Source organism: Halococcus dombrowskii (genome assembly GCF_022870485.1).
Lineage (GTDB): Archaea > Halobacteriota > Halobacteria > Halobacteriales > Halococcaceae > Halococcus > Halococcus morrhuae.
In genome coordinates this window covers 2,512,760-2,538,077 of sequence record NZ_CP095005.1, presented here as the reverse complement: position 1 = coordinate 2,538,077, position 25,318 = coordinate 2,512,760, and the positions used below count along the sequence as shown (strand labels likewise).

Annotated in this window: 31 protein-coding genes; 12 read left to right on the top strand and 19 right to left on the bottom strand. The window is 65.4% G+C overall.

The annotated features are described in order from the left end of the window. Positions 1-20: 20 nt before the first annotated feature. From MUK72_RS13230 to MUK72_RS13220, 3 genes are read left to right on the top strand one after another with little or no spacing between them, the layout of a single operon-like run. Positions 21-680, top strand: a complete 660-nt coding sequence (locus tag MUK72_RS13230) for an alpha/beta hydrolase (protein WP_244701762.1) — start codon at positions 21-23, stop codon at positions 678-680. Between the two features lie 39 nt (positions 681-719). Further along, positions 720-1,127 carry a YlbF/YmcA family competence regulator gene (locus MUK72_RS13225; protein ID WP_004055706.1) on the top strand — a complete coding sequence of 136 codons (408 nt, stop codon included), beginning with the start codon at positions 720-722 and terminating at the stop codon, positions 1,125-1,127. Positions 1,128-1,178: 51 nt separating this feature from the next. Beyond that, positions 1,179-1,472, top strand: a complete 294-nt coding sequence (locus MUK72_RS13220; RefSeq protein ID WP_004055703.1) for a DUF7969 family protein — start codon at positions 1,179-1,181, stop codon at positions 1,470-1,472. On the opposite strand, the gene MUK72_RS13215 is transcribed toward MUK72_RS13220, so the two are convergent. Genes MUK72_RS13215 through MUK72_RS13205 form a run of 3 tightly spaced genes read right to left on the bottom strand, consistent with a single transcriptional unit; the run spans position 1,469 to position 4,228 of the window. Further along, entirely contained in the window at positions 1,469-2,926 is a 1,458-nt protein-coding gene (locus MUK72_RS13215) for an RtcB family protein (protein WP_004055701.1), read from the bottom strand. The genes MUK72_RS13220 and MUK72_RS13215 overlap by 4 nt on opposite strands. 46 nt (positions 2,927-2,972) lie before the next feature. Continuing rightward, a complete protein-coding gene (locus MUK72_RS13210; protein WP_244701747.1) occupies positions 2,973-3,383 on the bottom strand; it encodes an archease in 411 nt (136 codons plus the stop codon). Then, a complete protein-coding gene (locus MUK72_RS13205; protein ID WP_244701745.1) occupies positions 3,380-4,228 on the bottom strand; it encodes a DUF502 domain-containing protein in 849 nt (282 codons plus the stop codon). The genes MUK72_RS13210 and MUK72_RS13205 overlap by 4 nt, the downstream gene beginning before the upstream one ends. An 87-nt stretch (positions 4,229-4,315) precedes the next feature. Between MUK72_RS13205 and MUK72_RS13200 the strand changes: the two genes are divergently transcribed. After that, complete coding sequence (locus tag MUK72_RS13200) at positions 4,316-4,792, top strand: GNAT family N-acetyltransferase (protein ID WP_244701742.1); 477 nt, start codon at positions 4,316-4,318, stop codon at positions 4,790-4,792. 47 nt (positions 4,793-4,839) lie between these two features. Here the strand turns inward: MUK72_RS13200 and fer are convergent, their stop codons facing one another. The 5 genes from fer to MUK72_RS13175 form a co-directional block, all read right to left on the bottom strand. Then, a complete protein-coding gene (fer, locus tag MUK72_RS13195) occupies positions 4,840-5,493 on the bottom strand; it encodes a ferredoxin Fer (RefSeq protein ID WP_244701739.1) in 654 nt (217 codons plus the stop codon). 87 nt (positions 5,494-5,580) lie between these two features. Next, on the bottom strand, positions 5,581-6,408 hold the full coding sequence (locus MUK72_RS13190) for a nucleoside phosphorylase (protein WP_244701736.1): 828 nt from the start codon (positions 6,406-6,408) through the stop codon (positions 5,581-5,583). Beyond that, entirely contained in the window at positions 6,405-6,800 is a 396-nt protein-coding gene (gene cdd, locus MUK72_RS13185) for a cytidine deaminase (protein ID WP_244701733.1), read from the bottom strand. Before cdd ends, MUK72_RS13190 begins: the two co-directional genes overlap by 4 nt. A 69-nt stretch (positions 6,801-6,869) precedes the next feature. Further along, on the bottom strand, positions 6,870-7,148 hold the full coding sequence (locus tag MUK72_RS13180; protein ID WP_004055685.1) for a UPF0058 family protein: 279 nt from the start codon (positions 7,146-7,148) through the stop codon (positions 6,870-6,872). A gap of 148 nt (positions 7,149-7,296) precedes the next feature. Then, on the bottom strand, positions 7,297-7,512 hold the full coding sequence (locus tag MUK72_RS13175; RefSeq protein ID WP_244701731.1) for a ribbon-helix-helix domain-containing protein: 216 nt from the start codon (positions 7,510-7,512) through the stop codon (positions 7,297-7,299). Between the two features lie 255 nt (positions 7,513-7,767). Here MUK72_RS13175 and MUK72_RS13170 point away from each other — a divergent pair, with 255 nt between their 5' ends. Together MUK72_RS13170 and menD are read left to right on the top strand one after the other, a co-directional pair. Next, positions 7,768-9,108: an isochorismate synthase gene (locus MUK72_RS13170; RefSeq protein WP_244701728.1), complete on the top strand. Its 1,341-nt coding sequence runs from the start codon at positions 7,768-7,770 to the stop codon at positions 9,106-9,108. Next, entirely contained in the window at positions 9,105-10,874 is a 1,770-nt protein-coding gene (gene menD / locus MUK72_RS13165; protein ID WP_244701726.1) for a 2-succinyl-5-enolpyruvyl-6-hydroxy-3-cyclohexene-1-carboxylic-acid synthase, read from the top strand. Before MUK72_RS13170 ends, menD begins: the two co-directional genes overlap by 4 nt. A 2-nt stretch (positions 10,875-10,876) precedes the next feature. On the opposite strand, the gene MUK72_RS13160 is transcribed toward menD, so the two are convergent. Genes MUK72_RS13160 through MUK72_RS13145 form a run of 4 tightly spaced genes read right to left on the bottom strand, consistent with a single transcriptional unit; the run spans position 10,877 to position 14,209 of the window. Then, positions 10,877-11,554 (bottom strand): ABC transporter permease, encoded by a 678-nt coding sequence (locus MUK72_RS13160; protein WP_004055676.1) that lies wholly within the window; start codon positions 11,552-11,554, stop codon positions 10,877-10,879. Beyond that, positions 11,551-12,564, bottom strand: a complete 1,014-nt coding sequence (locus tag MUK72_RS13155; protein WP_244701712.1) for an ABC transporter ATP-binding protein — start codon at positions 12,562-12,564, stop codon at positions 11,551-11,553. Before MUK72_RS13155 ends, MUK72_RS13160 begins: the two co-directional genes overlap by 4 nt. After that, positions 12,561-13,274, bottom strand: coding sequence for an ABC transporter permease (locus tag MUK72_RS13150; protein WP_004055672.1), 714 nt, complete (start codon positions 13,272-13,274; stop codon positions 12,561-12,563). Before MUK72_RS13150 ends, MUK72_RS13155 begins: the two co-directional genes overlap by 4 nt. Beyond that, on the bottom strand, positions 13,271-14,209 hold the full coding sequence (locus MUK72_RS13145; RefSeq protein ID WP_244701709.1) for a glycine betaine ABC transporter substrate-binding protein: 939 nt from the start codon (positions 14,207-14,209) through the stop codon (positions 13,271-13,273). The genes MUK72_RS13150 and MUK72_RS13145 overlap by 4 nt, the downstream gene beginning before the upstream one ends. A gap of 284 nt (positions 14,210-14,493) precedes the next feature. Between MUK72_RS13145 and MUK72_RS13140 the strand changes: the two genes are divergently transcribed. Then, complete coding sequence (locus tag MUK72_RS13140; RefSeq protein WP_244701706.1) at positions 14,494-15,381, top strand: 1,4-dihydroxy-2-naphthoyl-CoA synthase; 888 nt, start codon at positions 14,494-14,496, stop codon at positions 15,379-15,381. A 403-nt stretch (positions 15,382-15,784) separates the two neighbouring features. On the opposite strand, the gene MUK72_RS13135 is transcribed toward MUK72_RS13140, so the two are convergent. Further along, entirely contained in the window at positions 15,785-16,708 is a 924-nt protein-coding gene (locus tag MUK72_RS13135; RefSeq protein ID WP_244701704.1) for a GNAT family N-acetyltransferase, read from the bottom strand. Continuing rightward, positions 16,705-17,973: a Glu-tRNA(Gln) amidotransferase subunit GatD gene (gene gatD / locus MUK72_RS13130; RefSeq protein ID WP_244701701.1), complete on the bottom strand. Its 1,269-nt coding sequence runs from the start codon at positions 17,971-17,973 to the stop codon at positions 16,705-16,707. Before gatD ends, MUK72_RS13135 begins: the two co-directional genes overlap by 4 nt. A gap of 133 nt (positions 17,974-18,106) precedes the next feature. On the opposite strand from gatD, the gene MUK72_RS13125 reads away from it, so the two are divergent. Together MUK72_RS13125 and MUK72_RS13120 are read left to right on the top strand one after the other, a co-directional pair. Continuing rightward, complete coding sequence (locus MUK72_RS13125; protein WP_244701685.1) at positions 18,107-18,997, top strand: ribonucleotide-diphosphate reductase subunit beta; 891 nt, start codon at positions 18,107-18,109, stop codon at positions 18,995-18,997. A gap of 62 nt (positions 18,998-19,059) precedes the next feature. Further along, on the top strand, positions 19,060-19,542 hold the full coding sequence (locus MUK72_RS13120) for a hypothetical protein (protein WP_244701682.1): 483 nt from the start codon (positions 19,060-19,062) through the stop codon (positions 19,540-19,542). 36 nt (positions 19,543-19,578) lie between these two features. Here the strand turns inward: MUK72_RS13120 and MUK72_RS13115 are convergent, their stop codons facing one another. The 5 genes from MUK72_RS13115 to MUK72_RS13095 all read right to left on the bottom strand — a co-directional run bounded on the left by MUK72_RS13115 (position 19,579) and on the right by MUK72_RS13095 (position 22,403). Then, positions 19,579-19,746 (bottom strand): hypothetical protein, encoded by a 168-nt coding sequence (locus tag MUK72_RS13115; RefSeq protein WP_244701679.1) that lies wholly within the window; start codon positions 19,744-19,746, stop codon positions 19,579-19,581. A 224-nt stretch (positions 19,747-19,970) separates the two neighbouring features. Beyond that, positions 19,971-20,294 (bottom strand): DMT family transporter, encoded by a 324-nt coding sequence (locus tag MUK72_RS13110; protein WP_049916355.1) that lies wholly within the window; start codon positions 20,292-20,294, stop codon positions 19,971-19,973. A gap of 193 nt (positions 20,295-20,487) precedes the next feature. Then, on the bottom strand, positions 20,488-21,015 hold the full coding sequence (locus MUK72_RS13105; RefSeq protein WP_244701676.1) for a hypothetical protein: 528 nt from the start codon (positions 21,013-21,015) through the stop codon (positions 20,488-20,490). A 103-nt stretch (positions 21,016-21,118) separates the two neighbouring features. Next, entirely contained in the window at positions 21,119-21,796 is a 678-nt protein-coding gene (locus MUK72_RS13100) for an ArsR/SmtB family transcription factor (RefSeq protein ID WP_244701674.1), read from the bottom strand. A 37-nt stretch (positions 21,797-21,833) separates the two neighbouring features. Continuing rightward, positions 21,834-22,403: a hypothetical protein gene (locus tag MUK72_RS13095; protein WP_244701671.1), complete on the bottom strand. Its 570-nt coding sequence runs from the start codon at positions 22,401-22,403 to the stop codon at positions 21,834-21,836. Between the two features lie 117 nt (positions 22,404-22,520). Here MUK72_RS13095 and MUK72_RS13090 point away from each other — a divergent pair, with 117 nt between their 5' ends. The 3 genes from MUK72_RS13090 (at position 22,521) to thrS (ending at position 25,047) form a co-directional block, all read left to right on the top strand. Continuing rightward, the gene (locus MUK72_RS13090) at positions 22,521-22,664 is read left to right on the top strand and encodes a hypothetical protein (protein WP_169316353.1); all 144 of its coding nucleotides are present in this window, start codon (positions 22,521-22,523) and stop codon (positions 22,662-22,664) included. Positions 22,665-22,712: 48 nt separating this feature from the next. Further along, positions 22,713-23,063 (top strand): DUF5802 family protein, encoded by a 351-nt coding sequence (locus tag MUK72_RS13085; RefSeq protein ID WP_244701668.1) that lies wholly within the window; start codon positions 22,713-22,715, stop codon positions 23,061-23,063. Between the two features lie 61 nt (positions 23,064-23,124). Continuing rightward, positions 23,125-25,047 carry a threonine--tRNA ligase gene (gene thrS, locus MUK72_RS13080; RefSeq protein ID WP_244701665.1) on the top strand — a complete coding sequence of 641 codons (1,923 nt, stop codon included), beginning with the start codon at positions 23,125-23,127 and terminating at the stop codon, positions 25,045-25,047. Positions 25,048-25,318: the final 271 nt, after the last annotated feature.

The following is a 25,318-nucleotide window of genomic DNA, read 5'->3' as shown; positions in this document are numbered from 1 at the left end:
CCGCGCGTCTACGCCGGTCCATGCCCGCCGATCTCCCGCTCGAACACATCCACGTCGAACCCGATAGTCCGACCGACGGCCCCGCGCCGGCGGTGTTCGTTCTCCACGGCCGCGGCGCGGACGAGCAGGACCTCCTCCCGGTCGCCAAGCGTCTCCCCGACGAACTCCACGTCGTCAGCCTGCGCGCGCCCGATCGGCTCATGCAGGGCTACACGTGGTTCGAGATGGAGCTTCCCGATGGCGACATCGGGCGCAGCCAGCCCGAACCCGAGGATTTCGATCGGTGTCTCGATCTCGTCGACGAGAGCATCGCGGCAGCGATCGAGCGCTACGACCTCGACGGCGATCGCATCGGTCTCCTGGGGTTCAGCCAGGGAGCCATCACCAGCCTCTCGCTGCTCTGCGAGGAACCCGAACGATTCGCGTGGGTCGTCTGTTCACACGGCTATCTGGCCGCAACACACACCGATGGCGAGCCGGTGGGGATCGCCGACACGCCGGTGTTCGTCGGCTCGGGCACCGCTGATCGGATGATCCCGGCCGAACGCGCCGAGCGCGCCGCGGATCGCCTCCGCGAGTGGGGCTGCGATGTCGAATTCAACCGCTACGAGAGCGCCCACGGCATCGGCCCGGACGAGCTCGCCGATCTGGTGGCGTGGGTCGAGGATCGACTCGCTTAACCGCCACGTTGAAGACGCTCACGACCCAACCCTGTGGCGATGAGCACCGAATCGGAAGTCGAGCCGGAGATCGACGCCACCACGGGCAGCCAGCCGGAGACGGTCGCGGACGACCTCGGTGCGGCCATCGCCGACATGCCCGAGTACGAGCGGTTCGTCGAGACGAAAGCCGCCGTCGAGCGCAACCCCGAGGCCCAGCAGAAGGTCCAGGAGTTCGAGCGCCTCCGTGATCAGTTCGTCCAGGCTCGCCAGACCGGCGAGGCCACGCAGGACGACCTCGAAACCCTCCAGAACGCTCAGCAGGAGCTGCACAAGGTCCCCGAGATGGCCGAGTTCCTGCAGGCACAGGACGAACTCGATGCACGCCTCGAACGACTCAATCAGGAGATCACCGCCGACCTCGACATCGACTTCGGTGATCGCATCGGCGGCTGCTGTAACGACTAGTCTTCCGGCTGCCGTCCGGCAGTATATAGCCGTCCAGTACCTGTTTTCCGTATGGTCGCCGTCCGCTACACCTGCCCGCGCTGCGACGCGCTCGTTACGCTCGATCGCGCGGCCGAACTCGCCGACAAGTCGGTGACGCCCTTCGCCCTCGACGGCTGGGAGTACGCCGCTCCACACGAGAAATTCGAGAGCGCCGACGGCGTCGAGATCGTCTGTGGTGCGGCCGAAACCGACGGCGAGGGCTGTGGCGAGCTGTTCTATCTGAACTTCGTCAACTACGACGAGGGTCGTGCGGTCGAGGCGCGCACGACGCCGGCGGACGTCTCGTTCGACTTCCTGCGCTAGCCCTTGATGTTGCAGACCGGGAAGGTCCGGGCCACGGTATCGCCGATGCCCAGCTCGTCGGAGACGCGCACGACCTCGTCGACGTCCTTGTAGACCCCGGGGGCCTCCTCGGCGACCGTCGCGCCGCTCTGGGCCTTCACGTACACTTTCTGCTCACGGAGGTCGTCCTGGATGTCCTCGCCCCAGAACTCGTCTTTGGCCTGCGTGCGACTCATCGTCCGGCCGGCACCGTGGGCCGTCGAGCCGAAGGTGGTTTCCATCGAACTCTCGCCACCGCGCAGGACGTACGAGCCAGCGCCCATGCTCCCCGGGATGATGACCGGCTGGCCGACGTCGCGATAGGCGCTCGGCACTTCCTCGCGCCCGGCCGGAAACGCCCGCGTCGCGCCCTTGCGGTGGACGTAGAGTTCGCGCTCCTCGCCGTCGACCTCGTGGGCCTCCTTCTTCGCGATGTTGTGGGCCACGTCGTAGAGCAGGTCCATCTCCATCTCCTCCCACGAGCGGTCGAACACCCGCTCGAACACCTTTCGCGTGCGATGCATGATGAGCTGGCGGTTGACCCACGCGTAGTTGATCGCCGCACACATCGCGCCGTAGTACTCCTCGGCGAGCTGACTCCCGGCGGGCGCGGCCGCGAGCTCCTTGTCCGGCAGCTGCTCCAGAAGCTCCGGATGGGCCTGCTCGACCTCGCGGGTGTACTCGGTACAGACCTGGTGGCCGAGCCCGCGCGAGCCACAGTGGATGAGGACGACGATCTGATCCTCAGAGAGCCCGTAGGAATCGGCCACGCCCTCGCGGAACACGTCGGTCACGCGCTGGACTTCGAGGAAGTGGTTGCCCGACCCCAGGCTGCCGATCTGGTTTTTGCCCCTGTCCTTTGACTTCTGCGAGACGGCGTCGGGGTCGGCGTCCGGACGGCGACCCTCGTCCTCACAGTGGGCGAGATCGTCCTCGACGGCGTAGCCCTCGTCGAGCGCCCACTCGACGCCCCGATCGAGGATCTCCTCGACCGTTTCGACGCCCGACTCGACGACGCCACCGCCGCCGAGTCCCGAAGGGATGTTCGCAAAGAGCGACTCGACCAGCTCCTCCTCGTGGCCCTGAACGTCCTCGTAGGTGAGGTTCGTCGTCATCATTCGCACGCCGCAGTTGATGTCGAAGCCCACGGCTCCGGGCGAGATGCAGCCGTCCTCGGCGTCGATGCCGGCGACGCCACCCACCGGGAAGCCATACCCCTGATGACCGTCGGGCATGCAGATCGCGTACTTCTGTACGCCCGGGAGCTGTGTCGAGTTCTTCAGCTGCTGGAGCGTCTTGTCGTCGGCGATCTGATCGAGCAGTTCCTCGCTGGCGAGCACCCGCGCCGGCGCGTTCATCTCCCCCTCCTGTGGGATCTCCCAAACGTACTCCTCGACTCGTTCGAGCGTGACCCCGTCGGCGTCGTACGTGTCCATACGAATCGTATTCGAGCACTACCGGAATAGGTTTCGTCTCCCCGGGTCAGACGTCGAAGACGACGTAGGCGTTCCAGCCGTCACTATCCTGTTCGATGCGCATTTCGGAGTACGTCACGGCCTTCACCTCGCGCGCGTCGATCGCGCTGAGCGGAACGCCCCGTGCGCTTGCGTCGAGTCGCCACCCGTCGTCCGTCCGATCTACCGTCGCCCGGTTCTCGACGGGAAGCACGCCGCGCACGTCGCGCTGGTAGATGCAGTCGGCGAGATACTCGTAGAGCAGCGCCTCGCGGTTTTCGGCCTGCACCGCGAACGAGAACCGGTCGCCGTCGTCGGGGATCGCCTCGCACATCGCCGCCGCCAGCCCGTCGGCGACCGCGCCGAACGCCTCGTCGAGAGTCTTCCCGTCGGCGGCGACGGCCACGTCGGCGGTGTGCTCGCGGAGTTCGAAGCTCACGACTCGCCCCGTCCCGGTCGGTCGGTTTCATCGGGCCGCTCGGTGGGCTCGCCCGGTCCGCCGACGACCCCCTCCGCGACGGTCGTCCGTTCGGCGTCGTACTCGCCGAGCGCCGCCATCTCGTCGGCCGAGAGGCTCGCCGCACCCTCCGTGTCGCCGATCGCCACGCCGCTCGTGACGATGGCGCTGACGGCCTGCTCGACGGTGAGATCGACGTCGTAGACCTTCGCTGCGGGGACGTGGATCAGGAACCCACCCATCACGGGGTTCGGCGCGAGCGGCATGAACAGCGTTCTGAGATCGTCGTGGCTCGCCGCCTCGTCGACGGTCGCCGGCGGTTTCGCGGTGACGAACGCGAAGGAGTAGGTCCCTTCGTTGGGGAACTCGACGAGCTTTACGTCCTGGAAGCTGCTGGTGTCGCTTTCGAGCAGCACGTCGCTCATGCGCCGAAAGCTGGTGTAGACCGAACCGACGCCGGGGATCGCCTCCATCGCGGTGTGAAACCACGCCGAGAGCTTTCGGTCCGAGGAGGTCGCGTGCGCGACGAAGCCGACGGCGAGCACGATCGCCACGAGCGCGAACACGGTCCCGAACTCGATGAACACGGAGCCGAACTCGGGGCCGAGGCCGATCGCGCGGGCGAAGCCGACGACCGGGCTGACGAGGCCGAGCACGCGCGCGGCGGCGACGACCGGCGTAAGCACGTTGCTGAGGAAGTTGAGCACGAACCCGAGTATCATCACGGTGATGAGAAACGGGATCGTGAGCGCGGCACCCGTGATCAACCATTCACGCACCCGATAGAGCAGTCCCGACGATTCTCGCGAGTCCGACGCCGAAGCCATACCCTCGCCAGCGGGTGCCGCGTCGAAAGCGTTGTGCCTTCGATTGCGGGCGGTGGAGTTATAGTTCCCTACACGTAACGCCCGACGGTGAGTATCGATGTCACGAATCGTGTCGTCGAGCCCGGCAATGACGAGCATCTCGACGCCGCGTGGGAGCTGAAAGAGCGCATCCGCAGCGAGGAGGGGGTGCTCAAACAGCGCCGCGGCTTCTTCGCCGACGCCTATCGCCGAGCGACCGTCAATCTCGTCTTCGCCGGTGAGGAGGAGCTCATTGGCTTCGCGGCCGTCCGCCGCGACGGCTACGTGCTCTTTCTGGCCGTCGACATGCCCCATCGTGGCGAGGGGTTCGGCGAGCGCCTCATCGCCACCGTCGCCGACGAGCACGGCTCCGTGAGCTGTCACGCCCGCGCGAGCAATCAGGACGCCGTCGGCTTCTACGAACACATCGGCTTCGAGGTCCAGCGCCACATCGATCACTACTACGAGGACGGCGGCGCGGCCTACTACCTCAAACTCGGTGACGGCGGTCTCGCCGATCGCATCTCGTCGTTCTTCCGCGGCTGACTGTCATCTCCGGTCCGTGGAAAAAGCCTCGTCCCTACAGCACCCGCTCAATCGCTGGCGTGGGCCTGCTCGAACGGTCTGGGCGGCAGCCTGAGTTCGTCGAGCCCAGGGAGATGTTTGATGTTGTAGATCACCTTCATCTCGTCGGTGACAGGGATGCCGTTACAGGAGAGGCGAATTCCGTGGGCCTTCATCTCCGGTGGGAGGATCGTGTCGGCGGGCATCTCCAGTTCGCCTTCGACGACCGCGACCGCACAGTTCGCGCACGCCCCGCCGCGACAGGCGTAGGGCCACGCGAACCCGCGGTTCTCGGCGGCTTCGAGCAGCGACTCGCCCGGTTCGACGACGAACTTGCCGTGGTTGACCGGGTCAAGATCCGCGTCGCCCGCCTTCCCGAAGAGATCGCTGTCGCCGACGTCCCAGCCGTGATCGTCGAGCACGGCGTAGTTCAGATATTCGACGTGTGCGCCCTCCGGGCCGTCGTCCGGCTCGGGCTCCTCCTCGATCTCCTCTTCCTCGGGCGGCGCTTCGAGCTCGCGGCCGGCCTTGGCCGCCTCGTAGGCCGCCCGGACGCGCTGGAACTCCGCGGCCGATCCCCCGTGGTCGGGATGGGCCTCGATGATGCGTTCGCGGTAGGCTCTCCGGAGGTCGGCCTCGCTCGCGTCGGGGTCGATATCCAAAACCTCGAACGGGGACGCCACACCGGATATACCGTGCCCCGACTGAAAAGGATTCCCGATGCGGAACGGCGCTGTGGCCGCTCTGCCGGCCATCGAGCACTCGCGTGATCAGTCGTCACCGAGGCCGAGTCCGGGATACCAGCGATCGGCACCGGCCTCGCGCGCTCGCTCGTCCATCCGGGCGAGCAGCGCCGTCGCGAGGCTCGCCGTCTCGGCCGCTCGGTTCTCGCCTTCGGTGCGGAACTCGCCGGTCGTCCGGTTGGCATAGACCGTACAGACCGCACCCGCCCGCAGCCCGTAGAGGTTCGCGAGACTGAGGATCGCGCTCGATTCCATCTCGAAGTTGAGCACGCCGGCCTCGCGCAGCTCCTCGAAGCGCTTCTCGCTGCCGGCGGCCTCGAACCCCTCGAACCCCGGCCGGCTCTGACCCGCGTAGAAACTGTCGGTGCTCGCGGTCACGCCGACGTGGTAGTCGTGGCCCAGTTCCTCAGCTGCGGCGACCAGCGCCGCCACGACGCGGTCGTCGGCGCTCGCGGGGAACCCCTCGCGGACGTACTCGTCGCTGGTTCCCTCCTGTCTGACCGCCCCTGAGGTGATGACGAGATCGCCGACGTCCATCTCGGGCTGGATCGCCCCACAGGAGCCGACCCGGAGGAACGTCTCGCAGCCGACGCGCGCGAGCTCCTCGACCGCGATCGCCGCCGAGGGGCTGCCGATGCCCGTCGAGGTCGTGCTGATCGGCGCGCCGTCGTACGCGCCCGTCGCAGTGCGGAACTCGCGGTGTTCGGCGACGATCTCCGACTCGTCCCACTGATTCGTGATCTTCTCGATGCGCTCGGGATCGCCCGGCAGCAGTACGGTGTCGGCGACGTCGTCGGGGGCGACCCCGAGGTGATACTGCGTCTCGTCGTTCGGATCCTCGCTATCGCCGGTCATCGTCCCAACGTCTCCGCCGAAATGGCGTCCGGCAGCAGTTCGCCGAGTCGGTATTCGCTTTTGGAGTCTTCCTCGTCACAGAGCACCCGGAGGTCGTCGTCGCAGAACTCCGAGAGGCTCTGGCGGCACATCCCGCAGGGGAGGACGCCGTCGCGCTCGGAGGAGGCGACCGCGAGGCGTGCGAAGTCGTGATGGCCGTTCTTGACTGCCTCGGCGAGAGCGACTTCCTCAGCGTGGAGGCTGTTCGAGTAGTTGGCGTTCTCGATGTTGCAGCCGAGAAAGACCGTCCCGTCCGCCGTTTCGAGCGCTGCCCCGACCCGGTACTCCGAGTAGGGGACGTGGGCGCTTGCCGTCGCTTCACGGGCGTGGTCGATGAGTTCGTCGTCGTCCATGCCCGTGGAGTCACTCGCGTGGCGTCAAATACCCACCGGGACTCGACGGAGCGTGACGGAAGCTCCCGCTCAGAGCTTGCCTTCGGCGTCGGTGGCGAGCTCGCGCATACGCTTGCCGATGCGGCCGGCGTCGGAGAACTCGTCGTCGCTCATCGCCTCGGCGAGGGCGTTGCCGAGGATGAAGACGGCGTGTTTGTGCTCGTTTTTCGATTTATGGACGTCGTCGGGCGTGACGTCGAGTTTCTCGTAGGTCTCGAACAGCTCCGGATCAACGTCCTCGCGGTTGTTGACGAATTCGGTGATCGTCACCATCTCCTCGTGGAGTTCGAGGAGTTCCTCCTTGTGCATATTGGGTAACTAGAGGAGTTCGGCCGGTTTAACGGTTGTCCTCACGAGCGGTCTCACACCGTCGGACAGCAGTACGGAACGATCGGCGTTCGATACCGTTTCAATAGATCGTCGCGTCACGGGTTCCCGATCGGCTCCCCCGATAGTATCAGAAGACGTACTCGTCTTCGTGGCCCATCATCCCGTCGTCTTCGAGGCCTGCGCCGTCCTCGTCGTCCATCGGTCCGTTCGTCTGATATGCCCGCATTCCCGACGAGAGAAGCTCTTCGACCGCTTCCTGACGGTTGAGGAACTCCCCTTCCTCGACCATGCGCGCGATCTGCATTTCGAGCTGCTCCGGGATCGTGATCTCTACTTTAGCCATCGGAACACCGGGGCTTCGGTAGAGGGGTATTTAATTCTGACGGGGAAATCAATTTGTGCTGGGAAAACACTCTCTCATGAAATACAACTCGCGATTTCGAGATACAAAACATATCTTTCGATCGATGAATAGCAAGACCCCGTCTCGCGGATCGCGGCGAACGACCCGCGGAAACACACATCGGGCGAATCACGGCGCGAGCGCGCCCGAAACGGGAAGGACACGCTCAAGGGCCTCCCGTTCCAACCATCCGTGATGGCACAGGCAGGACGTGAGGAGCAGCCGCCGGGCATCGGCGACGGACGGCTGGTGAGTCGCACCCGCGAGATCGACGACTGCTCGTTCCGTGCGTTCCTCTCGGCGCAGTCGGCCCCGCGGGTCGCGTGGGCGACACCCGATGGGCTCGAACTCGTCGGCGGCGGCGCGGCGGCGGTCGTCCGTGCCGATGGGACCGATCGTTTCGATACGCTCCGTGCGGACGCCGCAACGCTGTTCGACGACGTCGATGCCGACGGCCCGCCCGCCGCCCGTCCGCGCCTTCTCGGCGGGCTCGCCTTCGAGGCCGACCACACGCCTGCTCCGCCGTGGGAGGGGTTTCCGGCGGCGCTGTTCGTCCTGCCGCGCGTCCAGCTCACGCGTGCGAACGATCGCACGTGGCTGAGCGTCGCGTCCTACGACACCGACGCCACCTCCGAGAGCGTCGCCGAGCGTCTCGACACCGTCCACGAGACGATCGCCGATCTGCCGATGCTGCGCCCGAGCGGGCAGCGACCGGGGATCGCCACCACCCGTCGACTGACCACCAACGCCGAGTGGACCGAAAGCGTCGAGCGCGCCGTCGCGTCGATCCGGAACGGCGATCTCCGCAAGGTCGTCCTCGCCACCGCGCTCGACGTGACGCTCGATGCGCCGATCGACGTTCCCGATACGCTCGAACGGTTCCGACGGACCTATCCCGAATGCTATCGATTTCTCATCCAACCGACCGACGAGCGGGGGTTCTTCGGCCCACCGCCGGAGCGACTCGTCAGGATGGACGGCGACCACGTCGCCACCGAGGCGCTCGCGGGCTCGGTCGAGCGTGGCGACACGCCCGAGGAGGACGCCGAACTCGCGCGTTCGCTCGAAGCAAGCGACAAACTCGGCCACGAGCAGGCGCTCGTCACCGACACCATCCGCGAGCGCCTCGCCCCGTTCGGTACCGTCTGCGTCGGCGAGCGCGGGATCAAGCGCCTTTCCAACATCCAACACCTTCGAACGCCGATCACGGCGACGCTCGACGACGACAGCCACGTTCTCGACGTCGTCGAGGCGCTCCATCCGACGCCGGCGGTCGGTGGTCTCCCACCCGAGCGCGCCCGGTCGGTGATCCGCGAGACGGAACCGTTCGACCGTGGCTGGTATGCCTCTCCAGTCGGCTGGTTCGATGCCGCCGGCGACGGCGAGTTCGTCGTCGGCATCCGATCGGCGGTCGCCAGCGGCGACGACGCGACGCTGTTCGCGGGCGACGGCATCGTCGGCGACTCGGACCCCGACGAGGAGTGGGCCGAGCTCGGACCGAAGTTCCAGCCGGTGCTCGACGAACTCGACGAATGAACCGGGACTCGCGCTGGCCGAACCGGAACACGCTCTGGGCCGAGGTCTTCGTTGCCGAACTCGTCGCACAGGACGTCTCGACGGTCTGTATCGCGCCCGGGAGCCGCTCGACGCCGCTGACGGTCGCCTTCGCCGAGCATCCCGAAATCGACGTTCTTTCCCATCTCGACGAGCGCTCGATGGGCTTCTTCGCACTCGGGCGTGCCAAACGTACTGGGGAGCCCGTCCCCGTTCTCTCGACGTCCGGCACCGCGACCGCCAATTTCCATCCCGCCGTCATCGAGGCGAATCAGGCACGCGTCCCGCTTCTGGTGTTGACCGCCGACCGCCCGCCTGAACTGCGCGACAGCGGCGCGAACCAGACGATCGATCAGCAGAAGCTGTACGGGTCGGCGGTCCGCTGGTATCGCGAGCTGCCCGAACCCGAGGCGAACGGTCGCAAACTCCGCTCGCTGCGGGTGACGGTCGCCCGCGCGCTCGCCGCCAGCACCGGCACGCCGCTCGGGCCCGTCCATCTGAACGTCCCGTTCCGCAAACCACTCGAACCTACCCCCGTACCGGGTGACGTACCCGATGACATCGCCGATTCGGAGCCGCTCGGCGCGACGGGGCGCGACGGCCCGTTCGTCCACACCGCACAGGGTCGTTCCGTGCTCAACGATTCCACGGTCGATCGGGTCGCTGACGCGCTCGCGACCGACCGCGGTCTCGTCGTCGCCGGTCCGAGCACGACCTTCGATGCGTCGGCGATCGCCGCCCTCGCCGAGGCGACCGGCTTTCCGGTCTGTGCCGATCCGCTGTCGGGGCTGCGCTTCGGCCCACACCGTGCCGACGCCCTCGTCTGTGGCGGCTACGACTCCTATCTCGATGCGGACGCGTGGCCCGCGCCGGAGGTCGTGATCCGTGTGGGTGCATCGCCGACATCGAAGGTTCTCAGGCAGTATCTCCGCCGTTCGGTCCGCGAGTCGGATACCCGCCAGTTCGTCGTTGATCCCGCCGGCGAGTGGCGCGAGGCGACCTTCGTGGCGAGCGATCTGCTCGTCGCCGATCCGAACCGGCTCGCGCGCACACTCGCCGAGAACGCCGAGATGAGCGCGAGCAACGAGTGGCGTGATCGCTTCGCCGCGGCCGAGCGACGCTACTGGCGACTCGTGGACGACGCGAGTAGTGAAGAATTCTTCGAGGGCACGGTCCTGAGAGACGTCTTCGCCGACGCCTCCGATCCCGCGACGGTGTTCCTCTCGAACTCGATGCCCGTCCGCGACGCCGACCGCTTCGGTGAACCGCGCGATGCCGGGCTCACGGTGCTCGGTAATCGCGGCGCGAGCGGTATCGACGGAGTTCTCTCCTCGGGGCTGGGTGCTGGCAGCGCGACCGACGAGCCGCTCGTCGTCGTCATCGGCGACGTGGCCTACTACCACGACATGAACGGCCTGCTCGCGCTCTCGCGCTGCGACGTCGACGCCACGATCGTCCTTCTCAACAACGACGGCGGCGGCATCTTCCGACTGCTCCCGATCGCCGAGTTCGACTCGGTGTTCGAACAGTTCGCCACTCCCCATGGACTCGACTTCGCACCCACAGGAGAGCTGTACGGGTTCGAGTTCGTCCGCGCCGACGGTCGTGAGTCGTTCCGTGATGCCTACCGGGCTTCACTCGACAGCGCCGGCACGCAGGTCATCGAGGTCCCGTTCGACGCCGAACGGAGCCACCGCTTTCGTGATGACGTCCAGAAACGCGTTCTCGACGAATTCGACGAGAAGTAGTCTCAGGCCGCCGCGGCGGTCCGGTCACTCGCCGTCTCGGTACCGAGTCGCCGTTGAGCCAGCCCGAGCAGTCCGTCGAGCGTGATCGCCAGCAGCGCGCCCGGGATCGCACCCGCGAGCAGCTGCGTGGTGCTGAACAGTTTGATGCCGCCGATGACCCAGACGCCGAGCCCGCCGCCGCCGATGAAGAAGGCGAGATAGGCCGAGCCGACGTTGAGCACGACGCTCGTGCGGATGCCGGCGAAGATCACGGGGAGGGCGAGCGGCAGGCGGACCTTCCGGAGGATCTCCCAGTCGGTCATCCCCATCCCGCGGGCGGCGTCGACGGTACTGTCGCTGACGCTCTCGATGCCCGCGATCGTGTTCGTGAGAATCGGCAACAGCGAGTAGGCGAACAGACCGACGACCGAGGGGAGAAAGCCCAGTCCGAGTATCGGGAAGGCGAGCGCGATGACCGCGAGCGTCGGCACCGTCTGGGCGACGTTACCGAACCCGGAGACGATCGAGTTCACCCGATCGTTGCGCGTCGCGGCGATTCCCAGGGGGACGGCGACGATGATCGCGAGCGCCTCCGAGACGAACACGAGCGTGAGATGCTCGCGCAGCAGCTCGAAGAACCGAGCCGAGTTCGCCAGCAGATACGCCCACGTCTCCGCGAGCAGGCTGATGAGATCGCTCATTCGCTCGCCGCCTCGATCTCGCTGGCGTGATAGCCCCTGATGTCCTCCTCGGTGACGACGCCGATGACCGTGGCGTCCTCGACGACCGGGAGCGCCCGCACGCCGGCCTGGATACACCGCGAGAGCGCGACCTGTGCGCTATCGGTCGGCGTGACCGGGATGAGCTCGCCGCCGTCGGCCATCACGGTGTCGGCGGGGTCGAACGCATCGACGACGTCGCGGTGTTCGTCGGGCACCTCCGTCCGCATGATCTCGCTGACCTGAAGCACGCGCAGCTGTTTCAGCGTACGATCCGGCCCGATGAAGTCCTCGACGAACTTCGTCGCCGGCGTTTCGAGCATCGCCGCCGGCGTGTCGTACTGGACGAGCTCGCCGTCGTTCATCATGGCGATCTTGTCGCCCATCTTCAACGCCTCGTTGATGTCGTGGGTGACGAAGATGATCGTCGTCTCGATCTCCTCCTGGATATCGAGGAACTCGTCCTGGAGGTTCTCGCGGGTGATGGGGTCGAGCGCGCCGAACGGCTCGTCCATCAACATTACGTCGGGACCGGCCGCGAGCGCGCGGGCGACGCCGACGCGCTGCTGTTGGCCGCCCGAGAGCTCGCCCGGATAGCTCTCCCGATACTCCTCCGGCGGCAGCCCCATCAGATCGAGCAGTTCGTCCACCCGTTCGTCGGTGCGATCGTCGTCCCAGCCCTTGAGCTCGGGCACCGTGGCGACGTTCTCGGCGATCGTCATGTGGTCGAACAGTCCGATATCCTGGATGACGTAGCCGATCTGCCGGCGGAGTTCGGTCGCCGGCAGCTCTTGGATGTCGGTCCCGTCGTAGTAGACCGTCCCCTCGGTCGGCTCTTCGAGGCGGTTGACCAGCTGCATCGTCGTCGTCTTCCCGCAGCCGGAGGGACCCACGAGGACCGTGGTCGTCCCTTCCTCGACCTCGAAGCTGAGACCGTTGACCGCTTGCGTGCCATCGCTGTACTGTTTGTGAACGTTGTCGAACTGAATCATTGGAACTGGGTGCGGATCGCGTCGAACAGCCGCGTCGTGTAGGTCGGTTCGAGGTCCTCGCCGTTACGCAGGCGGAGACCACGTTCGGTCACGGCAAACAGGTAATCGAACGCCAGCGCGAGCACCGAGACTGCCACCGTGGCGACGACGATCATCGCCGTGTTGCCCTGATTGATGCCGTAGAAGATGAAAAAGCCGAGTCCGGGGCCGCCGATGAACGCGCCGATGGCCGCAAGCCCCACCAGCAAGACGACCGCGTTTCTGACGCCGGCCATCACCACGGGCAAGGCTACAGGGAGGCGGACGCGCCAGAGGCGTTCGAACCGGGTCATCCCGAGGCCCGTGCCGGCTTCGACGGCGGCGGGGTCGACCCCCGTGACGCCGAGGTAGGTGTTTCTGATGACCGGCAGCTGTGAGTACGCCACCAACGCGACGATCACCGGCGGCGTCCCGATACCCAAGATGGGGACGAGCATCCCGAAGAAGGCGATCGAGGGGATCGTGAGCAACACGCTGGCGATCCAGAGCACGACCGTCGCCGCGCGCTCGTTGTAGCTGATGGCGATACCGAGGACGATCGCGATCGGCAACGCGATCACCAGCGTCTCGATCGCGAGGACGATGTGCTCGCCGAACAGCCGCAACAGACGATCACTGTTGTCGGCCGTGAACTGGACGAGCGAATCGAAAAACGAAACGATGCCGCTCATATCAACCCCTCCGAGCGAAGATACTGCCGCGCGACCTTCTGGGGGTCTTTCTTTTCGATCTGCACCTTCTTGTTGAGCCGAACGATCTTCTCGTAGGTCAGCGTCGGCCCGATGGCGTTCAGCGGTTCGCGGATCTGGGGTTTCCGTTCGACGATGTCGTTGGTGATCGGTGCCGGGTTGTACGTCGGGAAGAAGCTCTTGTCGTCTTCGAGAACCTTCAGGTCGTACTGGCGGAGCTGTGGGTTCGTGGTGAACCCCATCCCGATCGTAGCCTGTGTACTATTGATTATCTGGTAGGTGAGCGACGAGCTGGCGGTACGGGTGTCGAGACTCGAGGCGGCCTTCTCGAACCCGTACCGTTTGACCATTCCCGGCCAGCCATCATCGCGTTGGGAGAACGATATGCCGAGCACGACCGGCCCGCTCAGCTGGTTGTTCTTGACGTATTTTGCGAAATCGCTGATGGTTTTCACGCCCGTTTTCTCCATCCATTTCGGTTCGGCGATGAGGGCGTAGGTGTTGTTGAACGGGGCCGGATTCAGCATCGTCAGTCCGTAGTTGCGCTGCATCGACTGCTTGACCTTCCGGTAGAGTTTCCTCGGTTTTGAGATGATCTTGTCCCGTTTCGGCGGGAAGAGCGCCCACGCCGTCCCGGTGTACAGCCAGAACAGATCGGTCTCGTCGCTTCTGACCGCCCGGAAGTTCATCGGGTCCCCACCGAGGGAGGTCTCGTCGACCACGGAGAGGTCGGTGTTCTTCCGGAGCGATTCGATGGCCATGTAGCTCAACAGGACCCCCTCCGGGAACCGCTGTGAACTCACCGTCACGGCATCGGTGTCGGCACCGAGAACGGCCGTACAGCCCGCTGTCGCACCCATGCCGGCTGTCGCGGCTGTCGCGCCCCCGTATTTGAGAAAGTCGCGTCGTGTGGTCACGTTCTATCCTCCCCGATCCGTCTCGACAGCGCCCGTGCGCTGGATGGACGGTTCTCTGAGTCGCTTGAGTGCATCAAGTGCTGCATCGCTGTGGCGCTGAGATAACACGGAGTCGGACACTTAATCTCTGGGCTTGCCAGTGCGCATATGTGCCACACAAACGAGCGTTGCCGAACGACGCCGGCGATGACGATGCGCCACGAGCGACACGGCCGCTCACGTAACGTTACCGCCGCCACCGCCCGACTACCAAGGTTTTTCGCTCATCCGGGCACAGTGTGAGTATGGTTTCGGCACTGTTCGATCCCGACCGTTGGCGCTCGATCGATCGGTTCGACTTCGCGGACATCACCTATCACCGGGCTACCGATTCGGGAGCCGTCCGCATCGCCTTCGATCGCCCCGCGGTACGTAACGCCTTTCGCCCCAAAACCGTCGACGAGCTCGCGACGGCGCTCGACCATGCCAAACGCCAGACCGACGTCGGCTGCGTGCTGCTGACCGGCAACGGCCCCTCACCGAAAGACGACGGCTGGGCCTTCTGCTCGGGCGGCGATCAGTCGGTCCGTGGCGGCTCCGGCTACGAGTACGACGGCGACGAGGGTGACAGCGAAAACACCGGCCGGCTCCACATCCTCGAAGTCCAGCGTGCGATCCGCCACCTCCCGAAACCCGTCGTCGCGGTCGTCCCCGGCTGGGCGGTCGGCGGCGGCCACTCCCTCCACGTCGTCTGCGATCTCACCATCGCCAGCCAAGACCACGCGAAGTTCCTCCAGACCGATCCCGACGTCGCGAGCTTCGACGGCGGCTTCGGCTCCGCCTACCTCGCCAAACAGATCGGCCAGAAGAAGGCTCGCGAGGTGTTCTTCCTCGGGAAGACCTACGACGCCGACGAGGCTGCTGAAATGGGCATGGTCAACGAGGCGGTCCCGCACGACGAGCTCGAAGCCACGGCTCTGGAGTGGGCTGACCGGATCAACGGCAAATCGCCGACGGCCATTCGCATGCTCAAATACGGCTTCAACGCCACCGACGACGGCATGGTCGGCCAGCAGGTCTTCGCCGGCGAAGCCACCCGCCTGGCCTACATGACCGACGAGGCACAAGAAGGACGCGAAGCGTTCATGGACGGCCGCGATCCCGAGTTCGAGGACGCTCCCTGGTACTATTAGACCTCCACTTTTTTACTCCTCGGGTCGGCTCACTTCGTTCGCCGACCACTCGTCGCAAAAACCTGGACTAAAAACTCCCGCTCGTTCCCTCGCTACGCTCGGTCACTCACGGCGAACCGCGCTCGCTGCGCTCGCGCGGATGCTACCACTCTCCGCCTCCGCACCGCCGAAGCCCTCGGGCGCTCGTTTCACTCGCGTGCTCGCGAGTCGCTGCGCTCCCCGCTCGCAGTCGCGGTGCTCACTCCGTTCGCACCTGACGCCCCTCGCCCTTCATCCACCAGGAGAGCAAGCTCTCCTGAGCCTCAGCTCGCGTCGCTCGCCGAGACGCCAGGCAAATCGAGGGGCTGCTCGCTCGCCTGCGGCTCGCTCGCGGCATTTTTGCAAGCATACTGACGTGGCGGCTTCAGGAGAGATCGGCTTCGAGCACGAAATCCGGCTCGCCACTCACCGCGACGCGGGCGGCCGCAGCGTCCGAGACGTGCCGTGGCGTCTCGGGGATCAGCACTCGCGTGCGGTCGGCATCCAATTCGGCGGCATCAGCGCTGATCGCATCGAACAGCGCCCGTGCGGCGTCGAGATCGTCCCATGCACCGACGCCGTACTCGGCCCAGTGTTCGCGTTCGCCGTCCTGCTCGCGCTCGTAGTCGCGCACCCGGTGGGCCATCCCCTGGATGCCATCGGCCCCCTGGACGGCGAACACACGCGTTTCGTCGGCCGCCCGACGCAAACGCTCGCGGGTGAGCTCCGAGACGGCCCACGACTCGTCCTCGTCGAGTACGAGGCCGTCCAGAGCGTCCCGTGCCGCCGAGCGCTGCCAGTAGCCCCAGGCATCGTCGGGTGCGTCGACGACGTCGTAGCCCGATTTCCCGCCGCTGCTGCGATTCGACTCTGATTCGGGCTCGGGATGCGCCCAGCGGAACTCCGTCCGTGGGTCGAACCCGGCGGCGCGCGACCCGCCTAGCCCGGCCACGTTCCACGAGAAGACCATGTTCCGGCAGAGGCTCGCCCCGTGCTCGCGCGCCCACGCGAACAACGCGTCGTTCAGTTTCGTGCTGAGACCTGCGCCGCGGTAGTCGGGGTTGACGCGCATCCCCTGGGCCCACGCCTCGTGGCCGGAGAGCAGCACGCCCTGACAGATGCCCGCGATGTCGTCGCCGGCGTCGGCGACGAACGTCCGCTGGCGATCGCCGTCGCTCGCGACCCACTCGTGATAGACGCCCGGGATGTAATCACTCGCCTCGCGATCGGCCCACGTCCCGCGGGTGAACTCCACGACCGCCTCGTAATCCTCCCGGCGAGCCTGGCGGATGTGAATACCCGTACTCACTGCATACGACCTCCGTCGACGAGGCTCTCGGCGGGCACCGACCGCTCGGTGCACTCGCCGGCCAGCGACGTGCTCATCGCCCCGGCGACGTCGTCCTCGTTCGCCAGCGCCCACATCAGTTTCACCTTCGCGGTGCCGGGCAGGGTGTCCTCGGCCTCGATCACACCCGCATCGAGCAGGTCACGACCGGTGTCGTAGACCCGATCGCAGACCCGCCCCGAAAGACACTGGCTCGTCATCACGACCGTCGTCCCCCCGTCGATCAGCTCCTCGATCCGCGGTATCCAGTCGGTGTGGACATGGCCCAGCCCCGTGCCTTCGAGAACGAGTCCAGCACTACCCTCGGCAACATCGAGAAATCGCTCGCTCGTGCCGGGCGTGAACTTCACCAGCTCGACGTCGGTTTCGAGTGCCGACGCGAGGGCGAGGTCGGCTGCGTCGCGCTCGCGATGCTCCTCGTGGAATTTTATCTCCCCGTTCCCGTAGTCGACGTGACCGAGCGGTGTCCCGCCGATGGTCTCGAAGGCGTCGCGGCGCGAGGTGTGGTTCTTCCGTACCTGGGTCCCCCGGTGGAGCGCACATCGGCCGTCGGAATCGCTCGCGTGCATGCAGACCATGACCTCGGCGCAGTCACTCTTGGCCGCCTCGACCGCACAGACGGCGTTCATCACGTTGTCCGAGGAGGGTCGATCGGCCGAGCGCTGGCTCCCCGTGAACACCACCGGCACCGGCGTATCGAGCATGAACGCGAGCGCGCTCGCCGAGAACTGCATCGTGTCCGTACCGTGCATCACGACCACGCCGTCGGCACCCTGCTCGATCTCCTCGTGGACCGCCTGGGCCAGCTCCTGCCAGACATCGGGCGTCATGTTCTCCGAGAGGATGTTCGCCACGACCCGTCCGCGGTAGTTCGCCCGCCCCGCGAGGTCGGGCACCGCCTGGAGCACGTCCTCGGCGTCGAACCGCGCCGTCACGGCTCCCGTCCGATAATCCACGGTGGAAGCGATCGTGCCGCCGGTCGAAACGAGCGCGATCGTCGGCAGTTCCTCGTCGAACGCCACCTGTGAGGACTCGCTCGCGTCCGCACCGCCGACGTCGTGGACGCCCGTCTCGACGACCTCCAACTCGGCCCCCTCTCTGTCGATACCGACGTTGTAGCCGCCGTCGAGTTTGAGCACGGCGCGCTCCGCGGTCGTGGCGGGCATGAGAACGCCCTCGTGGGTCCGTCCCTCGCGCGTGAGACGGACGCGATCGCCCGGATTCATACCACGACTACCGCCCTCGCGGACTTCAATTCGTCCTTCCGTCGATCGCACCGCTGAACCGCATGCCGATATATAAATATCCCCGTCGAGCTGGCAGGGGCTTCATGGGCCGGTGGTGCGTAGCCCGCACGAGATGTCGGGGACCGAACCGTCGATGCAGATCGATACCGACGCACGAACGTACCGCTACTACCGTCACGCCGTCGAGAAACACTGGGATCCCCACGAGATCGATCTCGCGGTCGATCGCGAGGCGTTGGCCGATCTCGACGAGGTCGGTTTCGAGGGGCTCAAGCGCGCGCTCGCGCTGTTCGGCGCTGGCGAGGACGCCGTCGCCGAGGACCTCGCGCCGCTGTCGGTCGTCCTCGACGATTTCGAGGATCAGCTGTTCATTACGACCCAACTCTACGAGGAAGCAAAACACGCGGACTTCTTCGATCGATACTGGCGCGAGGTCATTCATCCGGCCGAGGACGACCGCGGTGCGGAGCGCAGCTCACCGGCTGACGAACGGTGGTTCTCCGACGAATACGACGAACTGTTCGAACGCAACGAGCGTGCGATGGCACGGCTGCTCGACGACGACACGCCGGAAAACCGTGCGAAGGCGTACTCACATTACCACATGACCGTCGAGGGAATCCTCGCTCAAACTGGCTACTACGGACTTACCCGCCAGTTCGACACCGACAGCTATCCCGACGTGCCGCATCTGCCGGGGCTCGTCGAGGGGCTCACCTCGATTCGCAGCGACGAGGGCCGCCACGTCGGCTTCGGCATGGCGAAACTCAAGGAGCTCGTCGAGAGCGAACGGGTCGATGCGTCGGTCATCGAGGACACCGTCGGCGAGTTGCTCCCGCTGGTGCAGGCGTCGATCCCCGACTACGAGAGCGACGAACCGGGGATCGAGCCGAACGAACTCGTCGAATACGCCACCAGCAAACACGGCCAGCGCATGCAACAGATCACCGCCGCGAGCGATGCCATCCCCGACGTCGACGAACTGACCGCGCTCGGCGACTGAGGGGTCACGATCGAACCGATCGACAGGGAAAGGTCCATGTCGTTCGGGGCACACGTTCCCGTATGGCCGACCGCGCCGGCGAACAAACGACGACCCGCGACACCGACGAGCTGCTCGCGGAGGTCGAGACCACGGCCGAGGCGGTCGACGACGAACCGGCGACGGCGAGCGACGGGCCGACGCTGCGCGAGCGAGCGGGCGACGTCTTCTCGGTGCGAACGTTCGTCGTCGCGCTCGCGCTCACCGCCGTCGGCGTCGCTCTCGGTGGCCTCGTGCCGATCCTCGGCGCGATACTCAGATACGTCGGCGTCTTTCTCGCAACCTTTGCACTCGGCGCGGCGAGCGAGCGCCGCCACTACGTCGAAGCTGGCCTGGCGGGTGCGCTCGTGCCCGCCCTCGGCACGCTGCTCGATTACTTCGCACTGACGATCGGCGGAGTCGGGGCTCCGGTCATCGCGGTCGCTGCCGGCGTCGGACTGCTCGCCGGACTCGTCGGGCACTACTTCGGGCGCGATCTACGCGACGGGCTGACGCGCGAACTGTAAATCGTCCCTCGGCTGCAATCATCTCCCTCACGGCTTCTACGGAATCACCTGAAGATCCGACCCCTTTACTGCAATGTAGAACGAGCCGAGGGCGAGCAGCGATACTGCGACAGCAGCCGCGGGAGTTTCGAGAATGAACGGAACCATTCCTGCAGTCATGAGCCCGACTCCTGCCCAGCCGATCCTCGAAAGCAAACTGCTCATTACTGAGTCTTACGCATTCAAATATATAATTCGTATGAAATAGTGCCCAGCTGCTACCGAAAGCGGGTTACTCAATCTAGTGTCCGGCCGCGCGATCGACGAGACCGTTCGCCGTCGGTGGATCGAACACATCTTCGACACCAGTGACCATCTTTCGTAAGATTCGCGAGTAATTCACTTCCCACGTGCAAACCGGCTGGCTCCATCGTGGCTGTGGGACAGCCTCAATGGCCCGTAACCTCCAGTCCGACGACGCCAGCGACGATGAGACCGATGAACCCGAAGCGGGCGATGCTCGAGGCCTCGTCGAACAAAACGACGCCCAGAATGGCTGTCAGGGCGGCTCCAATGCCCGTCCAGACGGCGTAGGCCGTTCCGATCGGGAGCGACTGTACGGCTCTGGCCAGCAACACGACGCTGATGGCCATCGAAATCACCGTCGCGACGCTGGGGACGAGTTTCGTGAAGCCGTCCGAGAGTTCGAGGCCGAGCGCCCAGCCGGTTTCGAAGACCGCTGCAACGACGAGGTACAGCCACGCTGAGACCATCATAGAGGCATGCGAACCAGGGCGCATAGCGGTTGCGGAATCGGATCCATCGATTGGATCGGGAGAACTGATGGCTCTCGATAACCGCCAGTCTCCTGCTTGCAGACTCTCACCACCGATTCGTCATTCGACGGTCCACTGTCCGCCCTCACGACGGACGGACTGTTCGTCGCTAGTACAACGGAGAGTTGATTTAGCTCGTCGTAGATATCGCGTCAGTATTCATTTCGTCTGGCTCAGGCGGCGAGGATTCACCCCTTGAGAAGTGACCGAACGCTGCACCAGCGAATACACTGACGATAACAGGCAGTGAGACGGTAGCAAATAGGCGCAAAGCCATCGCGGTCGTCACAAGAACAGTGAAAGCGCTGAAATTTCCGAGAAGGAAGGCTCCAAACCCTACTGTCCATAGCACAATGAACGGAACCGTCGTTCCGGCGACGACTGCACCACAGAACTGCCGATACTCGTTGCTGAGATCGAGTTGTCGGCTCACGGAATAACCGAATCCGATCGCGAGGACTACCATCAGCAGCGCTCCGATGACATCTATCCCATAGTTGTACAGTGTTGCTGTCCCTCCAATCGTTCCGAACGTGGGTAGCCAGCCCGGTAGCCCCTGCTCGAACAGGCTACCTAGAAGAATCCCCGGTACAATCTTGATGACCGCACTGATGACTCCAATAACCCCAGCAAGTACAGCAATACGTTTGCTCCCCATAACAGAACTACCGTTCCTTCTGTAATAAATCCTAGTGACGGTTTTATGAATTGGCCTCCTGTACGCAGCTACTCCTCTACCTGAGGTTCTTCCCATCGATCCGTCATTCGACGGTCCACTGTCCGTCCTCACACTGGATGAGATCGTTCGACGCCAGCAGATCGAGCGCGTCCTCGACGATCGCCAGCGGGACGCCCAGCCGTTCGGCGATCGCGTCGGCGGTATCGGTGCCGGTCTCGATGGCACCGAGCACCTCCGCACAGAAGCGCGCGTCGCCGTGGTCGGCGATCCCGTCGCTGTTCAGTCGGTCCTGGAGGCGGTCGGTGAGCGTGTCATGCAGCGCCGCCAGCCGGCCTTGGACCCAGCGCTGGGCCAGCGAGAGCTCGTCCTCCAACTGTTCGAACCGACGGAGATCGGCGGCGAGTTCGGCGAGATCGCTCGTTTCCGTCCGCGAGACGTCGATGGAGACGTACCGACAGGTCGTGAGATCGAGGCTCGAGCTCGCCGGATAGGCGCTTTTGGCACCGAACTCGTACGGCGAGACGTTCACCTCCAGTCTGAGGTTGCGCGCGATGCGGAAGTATTTCCGACGGCCGTCGTCGACGTGGCTCTCGACCAACCCCGCCTCCTCCAGCTTCCGGAGGTGGTCGATGACGGCCTTCGGGCTCACGCCGAGCGAGTCGCTGATCTCGGTGACGTAGAACGGCCGCTGGGCGAGTAATCGGAGGATGCGTCGGCGGTTCTCGTTGCCGAGAAGGTCGAGCAGCGCCGCGGAATCCATTCACTTACGGTTAGTGCCCGAGGCGTAAAACGTTGTCTTAGCGGTCGGTCCGATCGTTCGTTCGTGTGTCCACCGTTCCGGGGGTTCGTCCGGGGGTTTGCGCGCTCCCGTTGCTCGCCGTCGGAACCGCCGAGAGGTTCTCGACGCGCTGGCCGAGCCGGTCGAGCGACGATGCGTTTACGCCCTCGCTCGTCGCGGTCGTCTTCGCCTCGCTGATGGCGGTACTGAGGGCGTCGTGATCGGCGGTGAGGCGCCCTCTCCGGGCTCGGTGACTGGCGGAGCCGTTCGCTTGCGTCCGGAACGCCTCGATACGTGTCGCAAGCCTGTCGAGGCGCACGCTGAGTGTCGCCGCGCGCTTGGCGACGAGCGCCTCCCTGCGTGATTGGTTCTCGGCGGTCTCGAAGGCTGCAACCCACATGCCCGAATCGACCGAGCCGTTGGCCGTGGCGACGCCGCGCTGCATGAACACCGAGACGTCGCGGCCAACGTCCTCGGTCGCGGTGTGAGTGGTCGTTTCGGTCGCTCCGAGCTGTGGCCCGACACCGACGCCCACGAGTCCACAGAACAGTATCGAAGCGAGAACGACCGCGACGGCGTTCGTATTCACTGACTGTCGTTCGGGGGTCGAGCAGTAAAAGCGCGCTGGCCGTTCGTGCCTCGGACGACTGTATCCATCGGCTGGGCCGCCCGAAACTACAAGTGGTTTCCTGTGGTACGACAAGACATGGCTCGTTGCCCACACTGTGAGACCGATATCAGCACCTGGACGGAGCGACTCCAGCAGGCCAGCGCCGCGAGCACGCCGAAGGTCTGGACCTGTCCCGAGTGCGATGTCGTGCTCGGCATCTCCGATTGGGGGCACGACTGAGGCCGCGGAAACGCTTATCCCTGGGTGTGTGGTAGTGATACACATAGCATGTTCGAACGGTTCTCGCGCGGCTACTACGTCGGCCGGCTCTCCATCGAACCCACTCCCGACAAGGCTGCGGGCGCGTTCATCCAGCGTGCCACTCACGAGCGGCTCAACGAGCAGCTGTACGCCGCCGGCGAGGGGATCGAACGGACCGATCTGCCGCTGGTGATGAAGCTCGAAACGAGCCACTTCGCCGTCGACGGCGACAGCGGCGTGCCCCAGGACACGCTCTGGGTGCCCGAATCGCTGCTCGCCGAGACCCGCATCGAGACGCCGCCCACCCTTCGAGAGGTGTTCCTCGCCAAGGCCGACCGCGCCGCACAGCTGTTGCGCCTCTCCGGGCAAGCGGTCTGAGGCGCTGCGAGGGAGGCACCGTCTCAACAGGCTTATCCCCCGCGTGGAACCTATCGGTGCCATGAGCGATGTCGTCGTGACGCTGCCGGACGGCTCCGAACTGCAGGTCGAGCGTGGCTCGACGGTCGAGGACGTGGCCCACGAGATCGGCCCCGGACTCGGCCGCGATACGGTCGCGGGCGTGGTCGATGGCGATCTCGTCGCCGCCGCCGAACCGATCGAGACGGATATCGATCTCGAAATCGTCACCGACCAGTCCGACGAGTATCTCGACGTGCTCCGCCACTCGGCGGCACACGTCTTCGCGCAGGCGCTCGGCCGTCTCCATCCCGAGGCCGAACTCACCATCGGCCCGTGGACCGACGACGGCTTCTACTACGACATCGCGAACGTCGATCTCGACGAGGACGACCTGGACGCGATCGAGGCCGAAGCCGAGGAGATCATCGCGGCCGATCTCCCCATCGAGCGCGTCGAGCGCCCGCGCGCGGAGGCGATCGAACTCTACGACGACAACCCGTTCAAGAGCGAGATCCTCGAAACCGAGGCCGCCGGCGAGGATCCCGTGAGCTTCTACGAGCAGGGCGACTTCTTCGATCTCTGCCAGGGCCCACACGTCGAGTCGACGGGCGAGATCGGCGGTTTCTCGCTGCTCGAAACCTCGGCGGCGTACTGGCGCGGCGACGAGGACAACGAGACGCTCACGCGGGTGTACGGGACGGCGTTCCCGACTGAAGACGGGTTGGCGGAGTTCCTCGAACGGCGCGAGCAGGCCAAGGAGCGTGATCATCGCAAGATCGGTCAGGAGATGGACCTGTTTTCGATCGACGAGACGACGGGGCCGGGGCTGCCGCTCTACCACCCGAACGGCAAGCGCGTACTCGACGAACTCTCGGACTACGCACGCTCGCTCAACCTCGACGCCGGCTACGAACCCGTCGAGACGCCACATCTCTTTCGGACCGAGCTCTGGAAGCAGTCGGGCCACTACGAGAACTACGTCGACGACATGTTCCTGCTCGATGTGGACGACGAGGAGTACGGCCTGAAGCCGATGAACTGCCCGGGCCACGCGACGATCTTCGATCAGCACTCCTGGAGCTACCGCGATCTGCCCGTGCGATACTTCGAGGACGGGAAGGTCTACCGCAAGGAACAGCACGGCGAACTCTCGGGGCTCTCGCGAACGTGGTCGTTCACGATCGACGACGGCCACCTGTTCGTCCGACCCGACCAGATCGCGACCGAGATCGAGACGATAATGAACACCGTCTTCGAGGTGATGGAGACGATCGGCCTGGAGACCGAGCTCGTTCTCGCGACACGACCGGAGAAATCCGTCGGCAGCGACGAGCTTTGGGAACAGGCCGAATCCCAGCTCCGCACCGTTCTCGACGAGGGTGGGTACGAGTACGGCATCGAAGAGGGCGACGGCGCGTTCTACGGCCCGAAGATCGATTTCGCCTTCGAGGACGCGCTCGGCCGGGTCTGGGACGGGCCGACCGTGCAGCTCGACTTCAACATGCCCGAGCGCCTCGACCTGAGCTACGCCGGCGAGGACAACGAGGAGCACCGCCCGGTGATGATCCACCGCGCGCTCTACGGCAGCTACGAGCGCTTCTTCATGGTGCTCATCGAGCACTTCGGCGGCGACTTCCCGCTCTGGCTCGCGCCCGAACAGGTCCGAATCCTCCCGGTGAGCGACGACAACATCGCCTACGCGCAGTCGATCGCCGACGAACTCGATGGCTTCCGTACCGAAGTCGAGACGCGCTCGTGGACGGTCGGGCGCAAGATCCGTGCGGGCCACGACGACCGGGTGCCGTACATGCTCATCGTCGGCGACACCGAGGAGGCGGACGGCACGGTGTCGGTCCGCGACCGTGCCGAGCGCGAGCGCGACGGGGTCTCGATCGAGGCGTTCGGCGACCATCTCGAACACGAACGCGACGAGAAACTGACGTCGCCGGCGTTTCTCGACTGAGTTCGTTCCCCTTCGCCGAAGGGTCAAGAGCGAGCGCTCCGTCGAGACGACGCGACACCATCTGACGCCGCAGAACCGCAAGGAAAGCCCGGTCGCCAGGATCTGTGATCCCTGCCACCGCCAGATCCACGCCGTCTTCACCAACCACGAACTGAAACAGCGGTTCAACACCGTCGCCGACCTCAAGGAAAGCGAGGAGATGCAGAAGTTCGCGTCCTGGATTCGGAAGACGAACAAGGACGCCGTCCACGTCGACGAATCGAAACACGTC